Below are 15,572 nucleotides of genomic sequence, written 5' to 3' on the forward strand. Positions count from 1 at the left end.
TTAAGCGTAAAGTGGGTTAAGTTTTTCTGTATCGATGTCAAAGTGTTTAATTGCTTGTGTTACAACACTCTTCTCAATTTCGCCACGTTTAGATAATTCGTACAAAGAAGCCACAACAACATAAGCAGCGTTCACTTCAAAGTGAGTTCGTAGGTTCGCACGGCTATCACTGCGACCGAAACCGTCGGTACCTAGACAGCGGTAGTCAGTGTCGATGAATGCACGAACTTGATCTGAATAACCTTTAATGTAGTCGGTTGCTGCAATTGCAGGGCCTGCGTCTTTAGTAATAACTTGACCAATATGAGCAGTGACCGGTTTTGCTTCAGGGTTTAACATGTTCCAGCGAACTACGTCTTGACCTTCACGGGCTAGCTCATTGAACGAAGTAACAGAGTAAACATCGGACGATATATTGTAGTCTTTACTCAATATTTGAGCCGCTTTACGCACTTCATTTAAGATAGTCCCCGAGCCCATTAATTGAACATTAGACTTGGCCTTACCTTGAGCTTCAATTCGTTCTAATTTATAAATACCTTTGATGATTTGTTCGGCTACGTCTTTACTTTCTGGCATAGCAGGGTGTTGATAATTTTCATTCATCAAGGTGAGGTAATAAAAAATATTTTCGTTTTCAGCGTACATCCGGCGTAAGCCGTCTTGCACGATTACTGCTACTTCATATCCGTAAGTTGGGTCATAGGTTACACAATTAGGTATCAGATTAGCTTGAACATGTGAATGTCCATCTTGGTGTTGTAAACCTTCACCATTAAGGGTGGTTCGGCCTGCAGTTGCTCCTAATAAAAAGCCACGGGCTTGGCTGTCGCCAGCTGCCCAAGCTAAATCACCTACGCGCTGGAACCCGAACATTGAGTAGTATATGTAAAAAGGAATAGTAGTGGCATTACACGTAGAGTAGGAGGTACCTGCTGCGACCCAAGAAGCCATAGCACCTAGTTCGTTAATACCTTCTTGTAAAACCTGACCTTTCTTATCTTCACGATAATAAGCCACTTGATCAGCATCTTGAGGCGTGTATTTTTGACCTTCGTTGGCGTAAATTCCGACTTGACGGAATAAACCCTCCATACCAAAAGTCCGGGCTTCATCAGGAATAATGGGAACGACACGTTTACCCATTTTTTTGTCTTTCAATAAGACATTTAGTACGCGTACAAAGGTCATGGTAGAGGATACTTCACGATCCCCTGAACCTTTCAAGATAGCATCAAAGGCTTTTAGTTCAGGCATTTCAAGTTGTTCTTCTGCTTGAACAAGGCGCTGTGGTAATGAACCGCCTAATGCTTCTCGACGAGCTTTCATATACTTATATTCTTCACTGTCTTCAGCGAATTTAAAATAAGGTAAATCAGCAATAGCCTCGTCTGCAACTGGGATATTAAAGCGATCGCGGAATTTTTTAAGGGAATCCACGTCCATTTTTTTCACGTTGTGCGCGATGTTTAACGCTTCACCTGATGCTCCTAAACCAAAACCTTTAATAGTTTTGGCTAAAATAACCGTTGGACGGCCTTTTGTGTCCATTGCTTTTTGGTAGGCTGCGTATACTTTAACTGGATCATGACCGCCACGGTTAAGACGAAAAATATCTTCGTCAGACATATTGGCGACTAATGCTGCTGTTTCAGGATACTTGTTGAAGTAGTTCTCACGAGTGTATTTGCCACCTTTGGCTTTGCAGTTTTGGTATTCGCCATCAACGGTTTCATTCATTAATTGCAACAGTTTTCCTGACTTATCACGAGCCAGAAGCGCATCCCAATAACTCCCCCAAATGACCTTAACTACTTCCCAGCCTGCGCCACGGAAAGTGCCTTCAAGTTCTTGAATTATTTTGCCATTACCACGAACTGGTCCATCCAGGCGTTGCAAGTTGCAGTTGATCACGAAGGTTAAGTTGTCTAAACCTTCACGTGAAGCCAAACCTATAGCCCCCAGTGATTCTGGCTCATCACACTCTCCGTCACCTAGGTAGCAATACACTCTTTGCTCAGAACAATCTTTGATACCACGGTTAGTCAGGTACTTTAAAAAACGCGCAGTGTAGATAGCTTGTAAGGGGCCTAAGCCCATAGACACAGTAGGAAACTGCCAATAATCTTTCATTAAGTGAGGATGTGGGTAAGAAGGAATGCCTTGACCATCACATTCCTGACGGAAGTTATTTAATTGGGTTTCTGATAAATTGCCTTCAAGGAAAGAACGAGCATAGATACCTGGAGAAATATGACCCTGATAAAAAATAAAGTCGCCACTATTTTTGTCGTTAGGAGCCTTAAAGAAGTGGTTAAAACCGACATCATACAGCATGGCAGATGAAGCAAAGCTACCTATATGGCCACCAAGATCTAAGTCTTTTTTAGAGGCACGCAACACGATCATTAAAGCGTTCCAGCGAATTGCAGCCCGAATACGCGCTTCAATAGTTTGGTCACCGGGCATTGTTGGCTCTTGCACTACCGGGATCGTATTGATATACGCAGTGGTTGCATCATAAGGTAAATGCGCGCCACTACGACGAGCTTTATCAATTAGCGCCTCTAAAATAAAATGCGCGCGTTCTGCGCCTTCTTCTTCAAAAACGGTTTCTAGAGAGTCTAACCACTCTTGCGTTTCTTGTGGATCCACATCCGGATGCATCATATCAGCCATGGTGCTTTCCTTTTTTAAAGTTGTTTATGTAGGAACTTATGATTACTAAATAAAACAAATATAAAACATCTGCTTTGATTAATATTTCAATAAGTTGTTATTCATTTCATCCTTGAATGTGTCTTAACACATCCAATGAAATAGTTAATTTACTTTACTCTAATTCACTTCTATTCGACGCAACGCACGCTGCATACGCATGTCTTGTCGATTAATGTTCAGTAATGTGTCTTCTATGTAAGCTAAGTGTTCATTACTAGCCTTGCGGGCCTGCTCTGGATCACCTGCTAAAATAGCTTTGACTATGTTGCGCCTTTGACGATTTATATTTTGAGGTGCATCAGCATGTTTGGCTAACACCTCTAAATTTCGCTGAATATTGTCTTGCAGCATAGACTGCAGACTGCGCATCACGTGCTGTAAAACCATGTTGTGGGCAGCGTTAGCCATGGTCAGATAAAAGTTAACTAAGGCTCTGGCTTGTTGGCTTTTATCGGTTGAGTCATCTGGAAGTGCGTCTAATGCGTTTTCTAACGCTTGGCAATCTTCTGGTTGGCCTCGTAGCGCTGCATAATAAGCCGCCATGCCTTCTAGCGCATGGCGAAATTCAAGTAAATCAAATTGCATTTCTGGTTTATCAGATAAAAGTAGTAGAAGAGGCTCGGTAATCAGTTCGTTGAGGCGAGGCTTAACAAAAGTCCCCCCGCCTTGTTTGCGTTCCACTAAATTTTTGTTCTCGAGCTTCTGAATCGCTTCTCTTACAGAAGGCCTGGAGACTGCAAATTGTTCTGCGAGAGTGCGTTCTGATAAAAGTTTTTGTCCGGCCAGCAGTCTACCGTCCAATATCATAGATTCTAACTGCTCCATAATATCATCAGATAATTTTCTAGATTGCACTCGGCGCATTTAATTATTCCACGGTTCGTAACAGCGATAAATTTGTTGTTTGGTAAATTGGTAATACCATAAACCCGCAATAGCTTATTAGACAATGGCCTTTGGGTAAATGCTAATTTTACAAACGAGCAATGAAATCGAGCGTGAAATAAATAAAGTCAATAAAAATCAATTGTATAGGATGCAGTTTCTCTGGTCTGACCTTTTAGTTAATCCAACCAGTTAAGGTCAGTAATGCAATAATCACCAGTAAAAACATGACATTTCTTTTAGCCAAACGAACTAAAGTGCAGGGTTCTTCGGTGCAATCATTTTCATCTGGTTCAATCTCTTCGGCTTTTTTTGATACATCTAACAACAGGGTTTTTGCCTGGACTGCTGGGTCGGGTAGATAGCCTAACCAAGTAGGGAAAGCACGAGAAAAGTGCCCAACCAATAAAAATCCCAAAGCTGTTATACGTACAGGTACCCAGTCAACAATGTTGAATAATCGTTTTACTTGATTACCGACTGGGTCATTATCATTTGATAACCTTGAGTCTAATTCTCTGATCAATACGTATAAAACAACCCCTGCAGCACCACAGGCTGCAAACCATAAAATAACTGCAGTATAGTGGCGGTAGTTTTGCCAAACTAGGCTCAATCCAAACGAGACAGTCTCTTTGTTATCACCATTTATTTGATCTTCGTACATACTGCATGCCTGCAAATCTCCTCTGTTTGCGGCTTGTAAAAAACATTTATAGGTAGCGCGGATAGCGGGGCAACCCACACAAATCATCAATATGGCAGTGCTAATGATAAACTCCAATAATCCACCAGCAAATTTTTGCACCACTAAGTAAACAATAATCACAGGTACAAAAATAATCAGAGCTAAGGCCCAAGATTTTGAAGACGAGTTAAACCAACCTTGTGACTGAATACTTTGTAAGTACTTATCCGTGTAAAACCTTGCTTGCCAATATTTGGATTTAGTGGTGACGCGTTCTACCAGTAGTACCAGCAATAAGCTGATTAATGTCATGATTTTATCTCTTGTTATGTCTTAGTTAGCTTTAGCATGTCAATTATATCATTTGTCGATATTGTGGCCAGTCAAAAGCGATACCTGGGTCAGTTTTTCTGCCGGGTGCAATATCATTATGGCCTACAATGCGCCCTAGAGTGATCGCAGGATAATTTTCCATCAATTCTTTGGTTAATTCACTCAGACTTTGATACTGAGGTTGGGTATAAGGTATATGATCAGCACCCTCAAGCTCAATGCCAATTGAATAATTGTTACAGTTATCTACGCCTTGAAAACTTGACTGACCTGCGTGCCATGCTTTTTTGTCAAAAGGCACAAATTGTAAAATATGCCCATCCCGTTTAATTAAGCAATGAGCAGACACGCGCATTTGGTAAATGCTCGAAAAATAGGGGTGTAATTGAGGATCTAAACAGCCGGTAAAAAAATATTTTATATAGTCACCACCAAACTCATTCGGTGGTAATGAAATATTGTGTACCACTAGCAGCGAAATGTTAGTTTGCTCAGGGCGCTCGTCCCAATGAGTTGTAGGGCAATATTCAGCTTGTGTTAAAATGGCTTTCTTGATCAAGGTAGTAGCGGCTTTAGTGGCTTGATGTTGTTATGATAACAAAGTGGATCTGCAAACGCAGACAAATTTTATGAAGAGTGAACTAATCAATGCAACAAAGTAAAGTGGGTAAAGGTATGTTGATTGTTGCATGGATCATCGGTTTGGGTTTGTTAACGCTGTTGTTCGATGATCAACTTGCCAAGCAATTTAATCCTAATGTCGAGCCTATTTCCTCATTTAGTCAAGGTGTGCAAGAGGTGCGACTTAGACAAAATCGGGCTGGGCACTATGTCAGTGGCGGTGCTATTAATGGTCAACCGGTGGTGTTTTTATTAGATACAGGTGCCACTCATGTATCAGTACCTATGCATTTGGCTGAACAACTTAATTTACAAAAGGGCAGGGCGTCTTGGGTGCAAACTGCGAATGGAAGGCTTCAGGTGGCCCAAACAAATATTCAACGATTGTCTATTGGTGATATTCAATTAGCTAATGTCAGAGCTAACTTAAATCCCGGTTTTAAAGAGAATGAAATATTGCTGGGAATGAGCGCATTAAAACAATTAGAATTCTCCCAAAAAGGTGAATGGCTGATTTTACGAAATCTATAGACCTTGCTCCATTGTTATAAGAGAAACTATGCAAAATATTGATATAAAAGCAGCGGTTGAAATCGCGTTATCAGAAGATTTGGATGGACAACATGTCGACCACGGTGATATCACCGCTAATCTTATCCCCGTCACACAAAGCATTACCGCTGATATTATCACCCGTGAAGATTGTGTATTAGCTGGCGCTGGTTGGGTCACAGAAACTTTTGCTCGTATTGATAAAAATATTCAGTTGAACTGGTATGTCAAAGACGGTGACGAGCTAAAAGTAAATCAGCCAATAGTGAGGGTGTTGGGCAATGCTAGGCGAATTTTAACAGGTGAGCGCACCGCGTTAAACTTTTTACAAACACTATCAGGCACGGCCACTGTCGTTGCTAAATGTGTGAAAGAGTTAGCCGGAACTAACACGCAATTATTAGACACCCGAAAAACATTGCCTGGTATGCGCTTAGCGCAAAAATATGCGGTGACTTGTGGTGGTGGTAAAAATCATCGCATTGGTCTGTATGATGCCTACCTTATAAAAGAAAATCATATTCTAGCCTGTGGTTCGATACAAGCAGCTGTTAATAAAGCAAGGGAACATCACGCTGATTTACCTGTGGAAGTAGAAGTAGAAAATATTCAAGAACTACACCAAGCCATTGAGGCTAAGGCCGATATTGTGATGCTAGATAACTTTAGTTTGGATATGCTTAAGCAAGCGGTGATTGTCAACCAAGGGCAATGCAAACTGGAGGTGTCGGGTAATATTACTATTGAAAGTTTAAAGGCTTTATCTGCTATAGGTGTAGATTTTATTTCGTCAGGGGCACTTACTAAACATGTTCAAGCGATAGATTTGTCCTTAAGAGTAATAGAAATCCATTCTTCGAAGATTTGACAATAGTGCTTATAAAAAAACGGGTGAAAAGATCGGGTGAAAGTGCTTGTGAAAGTGTTTGTATAAGAGTCATTGTATAAAGAATATTAGTCGCCAAGCATGGGGTAATCCCTAACTGTCATGGGAGTGTCGGTTTAAATTCGTAACCGACACTAAGGAAATTTATGCATACTTGTGATTCTTATGCGCAGAGGTAAGTTAAATGATCCTTAAAGAGTTACGTATTAGCCTCCACCTTTCACAAGAGCAATTAGCTCAAATGTCTGGTTTAAATGTTCGAACAATTCAACGAATTGAAAGTGGTAAAAATGCAAGTTTAGAATCTCTTAAATGTCTCGCTGCTGCGCTTGAGGTTGATGTATCAACTTTGAATCAGGAGAAATTTATAATGGATAAACAATCAGATAACTGGAAGGCTTTACCCTTTATATTAAAATGTTGGTTTGTGTTTAACTTTTTACAAACTCGACCCAGTAGGCAATCAGCAACTCGAATTGAGGTTGCTGGGCATATAAGTGGTTTTATATTTTGCTGTTTAGGTCTTGCAAATGAAGCGGCATTAGTCGGTGGCCTATTCATGCTTTCAACAGCGTATTTATTTCATTGTCTCAAATATCAGGGTGATAAATATGGCATCTGGTATGAAAATGAGCCAGCAAACGGCAGCTTACAAAGAAAATAAACGAGGATAAATAACACTTGGTTGCGTTTCGTTTAGCTTCGCTGTGTATTCAAGCCAACTATTAATTAACTTGTTAATTGGGTGTTGAGGCTGTAGATTTTATTTGTGGAGTTTAATGACTAACACTTAAGTATGTATCTGCATACTTGTCAGATGCTTAACTCCTTCTATACTGAATAGGAATTCAAAAACAACGCCCTAATTCGGCAACTGGCAAAACGTTTAAAACTTAAATTGACACAAAATGTGTCGGAGATAACACCATGAACATGACTCAGACTAACAACGTTAAAAAACAAAGCGGCTTCACTTTAATCGAATTGATGATTGTAGTGGCAATTATCGGTATTTTGGCAGCGATTGCTTTGCCAGCTTATCAGTCTTATACAGAAAAAGCGCGTTTTACTGAAGTGACAAACGCCACTGCCGCTGCCAAAACTGCGGTGGAAATATGTGTGCAAATGGGTACTGCCTTAGCAGATTGTGATGGCGGTGTTAATGGTGTTCCGGCTAACATAGTTGCAGCAGCTGGAACCACCGGTGTAGCCACTCTAGACGGTGTGGTTACAGGCACAAAAGCGTCTGACTCAACTATTACTGGAGCCGGTACATTTACAATTACCCCGACTCAGAACGCCACGACAAAAGTGATTACATGGGCTGCAGTATGTGCCCCAACTACACTTTGCTAAGTTTGTCGTTTTTCAGAGACACAGGCCCGGATTTTCCGGGTTTTTTTTATTTTGTGTTTAATCAGGTAAAGTAAATTATGGCTACTTCGCCCACCATTTTTGTTTACAGTGGCTCGAATCGTCGGGGGCAAGTTGTCAAAGGCGAAATTTCTGCCATGTCTATTGTTGAAGCTAAAAATCAACTGCGTAGGCAAGGCATTTCTGCCAGAAGGATCAAAAAACTCGCCAAACCTTTATTTGGTGGCGGCGAGAAAATTAAGCCTGTTGATATTGCATTATTATCTAGACAGATTGCCACTATGCTCAGTGCCGGTGTCACCTTAATACAAACGATAGAAATGATTGCCTCGGGTCACGCCAATAAAACTATGCGCACCTTGTTAGGGGAAATAGGTGCCAGTGTTAGCGCAGGTAATCCGCTCTCAGCGACGTTGCGTAAATACCCTGATTATTTTGATGATTTATATTGCGACTTAGTAGAAACCGGCGAACAATCCGGTGCCTTAGAAACGATTTACGACCGAATTGCAATTTACAAAGAAAAATCTGAAGCCCTTAAATCTAAAATTAAAAAAGCCATGTTTTACCCCATTGCGGTGGTTGTCGTGGCTTTTATTGTTACGACTATTCTACTGATATTTGTGGTACCCCAATTTGAAGAAATATTTTCTAGTTTTGGCGCAGAGCTACCTGCCTTTACGCAGTTTGTTTTGGGTATATCTAGAGGGATGCAAGACTACGGCTTGATTATTGCCGGTGTGATATTTGCTGCTGGGACTTTGTTTGCCAGAGCCCATAAAAAATCTCTAAAACTCAGAGATGCTGTCGATAAAAAAATTCTAAAGATACCCTTGATTGGCGACATTCTTATAAAAGCCTCTGTTGCTAGGTTTACGCGTACTTTAGCCACCACTTTTGCGGCAGGTGTCCCTCTAATGGGGGCATTGGACTCTGCGGCAGGGGCGGCAGGTAATGCGGTATTTCGTGATGCGATTTTATTTGTTAGAAAGGAAGTGTCAGCTGGAATTCCTATGAATGTTGGTATGCGTTCTACTTCTGTATTTCCTGAAATGGTGGTACAGATGATAGCGATAGGTGAAGAAGCCGGCGCGGTTGACGAGATGCTAAGCAAAGTGGCTACCATATACGAAGCAGAGGTAGACGATATGGTTGATGGGTTAACCAGTTTACTGGAACCAATGATCATGGCAGTCTTGGGCGTAGTGATTGGTGGATTGATTGTCGCCATGTACTTGCCCATATTTGAAATGGGTAATGTGGTTTAAGTCATTTTAATCTTTTTAAGTTACTATTACCTCTGCCATGGCATGCCAGCTGAAATTCTGGCAAGCTGGTGTCATTTATTAAGTATCACTCATTTTTTATAAGTTAATTTATGCACGCATCGTTTCAATTAATGGCTGACTCGCCTGCCTTTTTTATGGGTTTTGTGTTTATTATCAGTTTGATGGTAGGCAGTTTTTTGAATGTGGTTATTTATCGTTTGCCCGTTATGATGGAACGGTCGTGGAAAGCGGAAATAGCTGAGTATACGGTTTTAGAAAATCAAGCCTCGCCTTTGACTGGCCGTCCCAAAGAGCCGCCATTCAATTTAGTTAAACCTGATTCAACTTGCCCAAAATGCCAACATAAAATCAGAGTTTGGGAAAATATTCCTTTAATTAGTTGGTTTCTGCTCAAAGGAAAATGTAGCCAATGTAAAAATCCCATCTCAAGTCGCTACCCTTTGGTTGAATTGGCCACTGGCCTGCTATCTACTTTGGTCGCCTGGCATTTTGGTTTTGGTTTGGTGGGCCTTGCCGCTGTTCTAGCCACTTGGTTACTGATTGCTATGACTTTTATCGACCTAGATACTATGTTATTGCCAGACCAATTAACCTTATCGTTGTTATGGTTAGGCTTGCTGCTCAGTATCGAAAGTCCTTTTGTGTCGAGCCAAGATGCGTTGATTGGCGCTGCTGTGGGTTATTTAAGCTTGTGGAGCTTGTATTGGGCGTTTAAATTACTGACCGGTAAAGAGGGTATGGGATATGGCGATTTCAAATTACTGGCTGCAATAGGTGCTTGGGTAGGTTGGCAACATTTGCCCGTAGTGATATTACTGTCTTCATTTGTGGGTGCGGTTGTGGGAGTGAGTCTGCTGGCAATACAAGGTAAAGACAAAGATCAACCCATTCCCTTTGGCCCTTATCTAGCTGCTGCTGGCTGGTTAACTTTGTTATATGGCGATTGGATTGTTATGCAGTATTGGCAGTGGATGTTGCAGTGAGTGGTGTTTGGCATGAGTAATTATGTTGTTGGTATCAGTGGTGGGATAGGTAGTGGTAAAACCACTGTTACTGATTTGTTTGCAAAGTATGGGATTGAAGTGATTGATGCTGATGTGATTGCCAGAGAAGTGGTAGAACCAGGTTCGCCAGCACTAAAAGCCATAGTTCATAAGTTTGGTCAGTTTGTTTTAAATGAGTCAGGTGGATCATCTTCAGGTACTTTGGATAGAGCTAAACTCCGTAATTTAGTCTTTAACAACATCGAAACCAAAAATTGGCTCAATCAACTTTTGCATCCGGCCATCAGGCAACAAATGTTGTTACAGACTAAACAAGCCAAATCGGCTTATTGTCTTTTAAGTGTGCCATTATTGGTTGAAAGTAAATTATATGAGCAAGTCGACAGGGTGGTTATTGTCGATGTAGATGAACAAACCCAACTACAAAGAACCCTGTTACGTGATAAAACAAATGAACAACAAATCCTTGCAATTATGCGTGCTCAGGCAACTAGGCAGCAGCGTTTGGCTGTGGCAGACGATATCATTGATAATAACGGTCAAGTTAATGATTTAGCTACACAAGTTGCGCAATTACACAAAAGGTATCTGCAAATGGCTAAGCAAAAAGAATAGGCTTGTTAAAGACAAATTGATTTTGGTCTATTGATTTGACTAAAACTTCTTTACAATGTTTGTTTAATCTAAGCCTCGCAGTACAACCAATATAAACAGGTCACCATGTCTCAAGCAATTTACGAATTTCCACTCAATGAAAAGGTACGCACTTACCTTAGGTTTGAGCAGTTATTTAAGCAGCTCGAGCAAGGTAAAATGGCCAGTGAGGATTGGCAGTATATTAATTTTCTAGACTGTCTTTTTACCTTACTCGATTTGTCAGAACGCATCGATTTGCGAAACGACGTACTTAAAGATATTGAGTCTCACGAAAAAAACTTAGTTATATGGTCGCAACATCCAAATATTGATGACGATGCCTTACAATTTGCATTACGCAAAATTCTTCGTTTACGTGAGTCGTTAAAAAGCAATAAAAAAGTGGGTGCAGAACTCAAAGAAGACCGGTTTCTGGCGTCTATAAGGCAGCGTTTCTCAATTCCTGGGGGGGCCTGTAGTTTTGATTTACCCAACTTACACTATTGGTTGCATCTACCGAGTGAAAACAAACTGCGAGATATCAATATTTGGCTCCAGGAACTCACGCCTATTCAGCAGGCGATTGAAATGACCCTGTCTTTTTTGCGCGAAAGAGGACGCTTTAGTGCAGCTGAAGCGGAAAAAGGGTTTTATCAAGGTATTGCTGAAGATAAAAATGAGTTGATTCGAGTTTTGAGTTCAACTGACGACGGATATTTCCCAATGTTGTCAGGAAATAAATATCGCTATGCTATTCGTTTTACTTTTTTTACCCCTACTATGCAGGGTAGCGCATCTGTAGACAGTAAAGTGAGCTTTAAGTTAGCGTGTTGCTAAATGTTTCCATTGACCTGATCGAGGTGATTTACTCTCATGACAAATAAAGTCAACTGCCCCAATTGTAAAAAACATGTGGAATGGATCCAAAGTAATCTTTTTCGTCCGTTTTGCAGTAAATTATGTCAGTTAATTGATTTAGGTGAGTGGGCCGACGAGGAAAAGTCCATTCCTTGTGGTGCGAACAAAGATCAGGAAATAATTAAACTGTCTGACTTTGATATTGAAGATATTGAGGCAATGTTAAGTGAGCAATCTGAAGATTTTTTTAAAGAGTGATTAATTAATAGACTCTTGATTAATTTAATAGATTGCCTTAATCGATAATAATTATTTTGAATGATTAAAAACAGTATGTATATTAGAAAAATTAATTTTATTAACCCTAGATAGGAGACCAATATGTCTAACCCAAATTTTGCAGATAAATCAGGACAAGCAGTACCAGAATGTACTTTTGCTGCTCGTGTTAACGACGAGTGGGTTAAAATCACTACAGACGAGTTATTTAAAGGTAAAACTGTCGTTGTTTTCTCTTTACCTGGCGCTTTTACTCCTACTTGTTCTTCTACTCATTTACCTCGTTACAATGAATTGGCTAAAACCTTTAAAGCTAATGGTGTAGACGAGATTGTGTGTGTGTCTGTAAACGATACATTTGTTATGAACGCATGGGCAGAAGCACAAGAATCAGATAATGTGATGCTTATTCCAGATGGAAATGGTGATTTTACTGATGGTATGGGTTTATTAGTCAATAAATCTGAAATCGGGTTTGGTAAACGCAGCTGGCGTTATTCTATGCTGGTTAAAGACGGCATAGTAGATAAAATGTTTATTGAGCCAGACTTACCAGGCGACCCTTTTGAAGTATCAGATGCTGATACCATGCTAGCCTATGTTGCACCTGATGCTAAGGCTTCTGTAGCGACGGCTATTTTAACTAAGTCTGGTTGCCCTTTTTGTACTAAAGCAAAAGCATTGCTTGATGCAAAAGGTTTTGAGTATGAAGAATTGATTATGGGTAAAGACGTTTCATTTACTGCACTAAAAGCTCTATCTGGCAACGATTCTTGGCCTCAAGTATTTATTGGTGGCAAGTTAATCGGCGGTACTGACGATTTAGAAGCTTATTTCGCATAAGTTTTATTCAAATTAAAAATGGCGCTTACAAGCGCCATTTTTTTGCTGACAAATTAGTAAATTGCTAGGCGAATGGATATAGTATGAGGATATTAAATAATAAAATTTTCACAAAATGAAGTTACTTTTACCGCTGCTGATATTGGTGGCTAACACCTATTCTTTTGTTGTATCTTCTGCAACTTCCGTATCTATTAAGCTCGAATTTGATAAATTTGATGCTATTTACCAAGGTCAACTTGGCACCACTCGTGGCTGTCTTACCCCTGAAGAGAATGTGTTTAGGGTTTGTTCTGATAGCTTAAAAAATGACGGTAACGCCCCTTATATTTTACATCATAATAAAGTCACAGAAAAAGTGGTGGTATTGTTTCATGGGTTAAGTGACTCACCATTTTTTTTCCGTTCTATTGCTCGATCCATTCACCAGCAAGGCAATAACGTGATTGTTGTCTTGCTACCGGGCCATGGTAAAAATCAAGCCGATGCAGATATGCAAGACTCTGGATTAGCAGACCGCTGGCGAGCGCATGTGTTGGAGGTGAATGAGTATGCAGCGAGTTTAGGTGAACAACGTTACTTAGGTGGTTTTTCCACAGGCGGAGCTTTGGCCACTGAGTATATTTTACAAAATCCACAATCAGTTAAAGGGTTAATGTTATTTTCTGGCGCGTTAGCGCTTGAATCAAGTGTAGAGTCAATAGCCAATATCTGGGGAATACAGAAGTTGGCTAAAGTGTTAGATGGCGACTATGCAACCCAGGGACCCAATCCCTACAAGTATCCAAGTGTTGCGCGTTTTTCAGCATTTGAATTAACTGAGGTTATCTTTTCAGTTCGAGATTTAATTGAAAAAGGTGCGCCGCTCAACCTACCGATTTTTGCAGCTCACTCAATGGCAGATATAACTACGCCGATAATAGGTGTTAAAAACCTTATTGCAGTCAACTCAGGCCCTGATACATTATTTGAAATTTCTCTGGATGCGGATGTCTGCCATGCAGATGTGGTGATAAACGAAGAGCAATTATCTGATATGCAATTTGACACATCAATACCGGAACACGTTTCATCTTGTAATGTACCCAAAGCCAACCCTAAACATGCAGAAATGTTAGGCTCTTTGAAGCAGTTTTTGAGCACGTATTAAGTTCTATCCTCATCTGTTAAACATAAATCGTGTCTTGTTATACTTTGGGTTATCAATTTTTCTGATAAAAAATGCACTTGTCAAGTGGCTGGCAGAAGAACTGGTTGGCCTAGATTGTCAGAATGTCCAAAGGTATATTTAAAGTGGCAATGTTTGATCGCCACACCAAAAATCAGGAGCTGTTCTGGTTGCCGCTCATGAAATGATTGTGCAGACTGTATAGTTAACCATCAACTAAAGAAATGCCATTGTTTGCAAGTAAAATAGCTATGCTTGGGTTAATTCTTAGTTACCTATTTTAACCAACCGATGAGTTAATTATGTCAAATGAATACACACTTTATGGTGCGCCTATGTCTTTGTACACAGGTAAAGCAAGAGCCTATTTGATTTTTAAAAATTTGCCTTATAGCGAAGTGTTTTCTTCACTTAAGATCTACAAAAGTATTATTGTGCCCAAAACAGGGGTGCGCTTTGTGCCTGTTCTGAAAACGCCAGGTAATGAGTATTTACAAGACACTTCAAATATTATCGACACTTTAGAGCAACGTCATCCACAACGTTCGGTTATGCCCACAACCGCTAAACAGAAGTTGGTTTCTTACTTATTTGAAACTTGGGCAGATGAATGGCTAGTCATACCGGCTATGCATTATCGTTGGAATAAGGCCAATTTCCCGTTTGTTTATCAGGAGTTTGGTAAAGTCATTACGCCGAATATGCCAAAGATTATCCGCGCCTTTATAGGCAAAAAAATTGGTGCGAAATTCAAGGGTTTTGTACCTTTGTTAGGGATAACGGATAAGAGCATTCCTGCAATTGAAAATTGGTATGAAAATCATGTATTACCTCTGCTGGATAAACACTTTTGCGAACATGATTATCTATTAGGGAGTAAGCCTTGTTTAGGTGATTTTGGGTTGATGGGGCCCTTATATGCACATTTATATCGAGATCCTGCACCCGCAGCCATAATGAGAAAAATAGCACCTAATGTGGCTAAATGGGTTGAAAGGATGAATCAACCCCAAGACATTGAAGGTGTATTTTTAGATGATGATGTCATACCTGATACTTTGCTTGAGCTGCTTAATCGTATGTTTAAAGAACAATGGCCAGTGTTGTCTAACACAGTGAAGCGTTTAGATACGTGGATTGACCAAAACCCGCATATTGCCGAAATTCCCAGAACCATAGGTGAACACAATTTTACTATTGGAGATACGACACATAAGCGGGCCATTGGTACGTTTCATCAGTGGAAAGTGCAGCGAATATTAGACTGCTACCATCAATTCGATAGCAAACAGAAGTTATCAGTTGATGCTTTTTTACAATCAGTTGGTGGACTTAATAGTATGCAGCTCGATATTAAAAAAAGAGTCAGTAGAGTGAACAATAAATTGGTATTGTGTGATTGAAATCACCATTCCATTAAATTTTAATAGACGAC

16 protein-coding genes are annotated in these 15,572 nt (G+C 40.2%); 12 read left to right on the forward strand and 4 right to left on the reverse strand.

Features of this window, described 5'->3' with window-relative positions:
* From aceE to ampD, 4 genes are all read right to left on the reverse strand, one after another.
* Positions 1-2,679 (reverse strand): pyruvate dehydrogenase (acetyl-transferring), homodimeric type, encoded by a 2,679-nt coding sequence (gene aceE, locus Q0Y52_RS09730; protein WP_297821025.1) that lies wholly within the window; start codon positions 2,677-2,679, stop codon positions 1-3.
* Positions 2,680-2,838: 159 nt separating this feature from the next.
* Positions 2,839-3,585, reverse strand: a complete 747-nt coding sequence (locus Q0Y52_RS09735; protein ID WP_297821027.1) for an FCD domain-containing protein — start codon at positions 3,583-3,585, stop codon at positions 2,839-2,841.
* A 196-nt stretch (positions 3,586-3,781) separates the two neighbouring features.
* A complete protein-coding gene (ampE, locus tag Q0Y52_RS09740) occupies positions 3,782-4,606 on the reverse strand; it encodes a beta-lactamase regulator AmpE (protein ID WP_297821029.1) in 825 nt (274 codons plus the stop codon).
* Positions 4,607-4,649: 43 nt separating this feature from the next.
* Positions 4,650-5,186: a 1,6-anhydro-N-acetylmuramyl-L-alanine amidase AmpD gene (gene ampD, locus Q0Y52_RS09745; RefSeq protein WP_297821031.1), complete on the reverse strand. Its 537-nt coding sequence runs from the start codon at positions 5,184-5,186 to the stop codon at positions 4,650-4,652.
* Positions 5,187-5,275: 89 nt separating this feature from the next.
* Here ampD and Q0Y52_RS09750 point away from each other — a divergent pair, with 89 nt between their 5' ends.
* The 12 genes from Q0Y52_RS09750 (at position 5,276) to Q0Y52_RS09805 (ending at position 15,540) form a co-directional block, all read left to right on the forward strand.
* A complete protein-coding gene (locus tag Q0Y52_RS09750; protein ID WP_297821033.1) occupies positions 5,276-5,779 on the forward strand; it encodes a retropepsin-like aspartic protease in 504 nt (167 codons plus the stop codon).
* Between the two features lie 28 nt (positions 5,780-5,807).
* A complete protein-coding gene (gene nadC, locus Q0Y52_RS09755) occupies positions 5,808-6,668 on the forward strand; it encodes a carboxylating nicotinate-nucleotide diphosphorylase (protein WP_297821035.1) in 861 nt (286 codons plus the stop codon).
* Positions 6,669-6,870: 202 nt separating this feature from the next.
* Complete coding sequence (locus tag Q0Y52_RS09760) at positions 6,871-7,350, forward strand: helix-turn-helix transcriptional regulator (protein ID WP_366939275.1); 480 nt, start codon at positions 6,871-6,873, stop codon at positions 7,348-7,350.
* Positions 7,351-7,613: 263 nt separating this feature from the next.
* Complete coding sequence (locus Q0Y52_RS09765; protein WP_297821037.1) at positions 7,614-8,042, forward strand: prepilin-type N-terminal cleavage/methylation domain-containing protein; 429 nt, start codon at positions 7,614-7,616, stop codon at positions 8,040-8,042.
* Between the two features lie 77 nt (positions 8,043-8,119).
* On the forward strand, positions 8,120-9,328 hold the full coding sequence (locus tag Q0Y52_RS09770) for a type II secretion system F family protein (protein WP_297821039.1): 1,209 nt from the start codon (positions 8,120-8,122) through the stop codon (positions 9,326-9,328).
* A 110-nt stretch (positions 9,329-9,438) separates the two neighbouring features.
* Positions 9,439-10,332: an A24 family peptidase gene (locus tag Q0Y52_RS09775; protein ID WP_297821042.1), complete on the forward strand. Its 894-nt coding sequence runs from the start codon at positions 9,439-9,441 to the stop codon at positions 10,330-10,332.
* 12 nt (positions 10,333-10,344) lie between these two features.
* Positions 10,345-10,968, forward strand: coding sequence for a dephospho-CoA kinase (gene coaE / locus Q0Y52_RS09780; protein ID WP_297821044.1), 624 nt, complete (start codon positions 10,345-10,347; stop codon positions 10,966-10,968).
* A 105-nt stretch (positions 10,969-11,073) separates the two neighbouring features.
* Entirely contained in the window at positions 11,074-11,826 is a 753-nt protein-coding gene (gene zapD, locus Q0Y52_RS09785; RefSeq protein WP_297821046.1) for a cell division protein ZapD, read from the forward strand.
* A 36-nt stretch (positions 11,827-11,862) separates the two neighbouring features.
* The gene (gene yacG, locus Q0Y52_RS09790; protein WP_297821048.1) at positions 11,863-12,105 is read left to right on the forward strand and encodes a DNA gyrase inhibitor YacG; all 243 of its coding nucleotides are present in this window, start codon (positions 11,863-11,865) and stop codon (positions 12,103-12,105) included.
* 123 nt (positions 12,106-12,228) lie between these two features.
* The gene (locus Q0Y52_RS09795; protein ID WP_297821050.1) at positions 12,229-12,969 is read left to right on the forward strand and encodes a glutathione peroxidase; all 741 of its coding nucleotides are present in this window, start codon (positions 12,229-12,231) and stop codon (positions 12,967-12,969) included.
* 115 nt (positions 12,970-13,084) lie between these two features.
* On the forward strand, positions 13,085-14,119 hold the full coding sequence (locus tag Q0Y52_RS09800; RefSeq protein WP_297821052.1) for an alpha/beta fold hydrolase: 1,035 nt from the start codon (positions 13,085-13,087) through the stop codon (positions 14,117-14,119).
* A 320-nt stretch (positions 14,120-14,439) separates the two neighbouring features.
* Complete coding sequence (locus Q0Y52_RS09805) at positions 14,440-15,540, forward strand: glutathione S-transferase family protein (protein ID WP_297821054.1); 1,101 nt, start codon at positions 14,440-14,442, stop codon at positions 15,538-15,540.
* The last annotated feature ends 32 nt before the right edge of the window (positions 15,541-15,572 follow it).

The sequence above is a fragment of the uncultured Paraglaciecola sp. genome, assembly GCF_943787955.1.
Lineage (GTDB): Bacteria > Pseudomonadota > Gammaproteobacteria > Enterobacterales > Alteromonadaceae > Paraglaciecola.

Excerpts from the sequence above, each read along its gene's own strand:
- aceE (WP_297821025.1), bottom strand. The coding sequence starts at position 2,679 with ATGGCTGATATGATGCATCCGGATGTGGATCCACAAGAAACGCAAGAG.
- Q0Y52_RS09735 (WP_297821027.1), bottom strand. The coding sequence starts at position 3,585 with ATGCGCCGAGTGCAATCTAGAAAATTATCTGATGATATTATGGAGCAG.
- ampE (WP_297821029.1), bottom strand. The coding sequence starts at position 4,606 with ATGACATTAATCAGCTTATTGCTGGTACTACTGGTAGAACGCGTCACC.
- Q0Y52_RS09750 (WP_297821033.1), top strand. The coding sequence starts at position 5,276 with ATGCAACAAAGTAAAGTGGGTAAAGGTATGTTGATTGTTGCATGGATC.
- nadC (WP_297821035.1), top strand. The coding sequence starts at position 5,808 with ATGCAAAATATTGATATAAAAGCAGCGGTTGAAATCGCGTTATCAGAA.
- Q0Y52_RS09760 (WP_366939275.1), top strand. The coding sequence starts at position 6,871 with ATGATCCTTAAAGAGTTACGTATTAGCCTCCACCTTTCACAAGAGCAA.
- Q0Y52_RS09765 (WP_297821037.1), top strand. The coding sequence starts at position 7,614 with ATGAACATGACTCAGACTAACAACGTTAAAAAACAAAGCGGCTTCACT.
- Q0Y52_RS09770 (WP_297821039.1), top strand. The coding sequence starts at position 8,120 with ATGGCTACTTCGCCCACCATTTTTGTTTACAGTGGCTCGAATCGTCGG.
- Q0Y52_RS09775 (WP_297821042.1), top strand. The coding sequence starts at position 9,439 with ATGCACGCATCGTTTCAATTAATGGCTGACTCGCCTGCCTTTTTTATG.
- coaE (WP_297821044.1), top strand. The coding sequence starts at position 10,345 with ATGAGTAATTATGTTGTTGGTATCAGTGGTGGGATAGGTAGTGGTAAA.
- zapD (WP_297821046.1), top strand. The coding sequence starts at position 11,074 with ATGTCTCAAGCAATTTACGAATTTCCACTCAATGAAAAGGTACGCACT.
- yacG (WP_297821048.1), top strand. The coding sequence starts at position 11,863 with ATGACAAATAAAGTCAACTGCCCCAATTGTAAAAAACATGTGGAATGG.
- Q0Y52_RS09795 (WP_297821050.1), top strand. The coding sequence starts at position 12,229 with ATGTCTAACCCAAATTTTGCAGATAAATCAGGACAAGCAGTACCAGAA.
- Q0Y52_RS09800 (WP_297821052.1), top strand. The coding sequence starts at position 13,085 with ATGAAGTTACTTTTACCGCTGCTGATATTGGTGGCTAACACCTATTCT.
- Q0Y52_RS09805 (WP_297821054.1), top strand. The coding sequence starts at position 14,440 with ATGTCAAATGAATACACACTTTATGGTGCGCCTATGTCTTTGTACACA.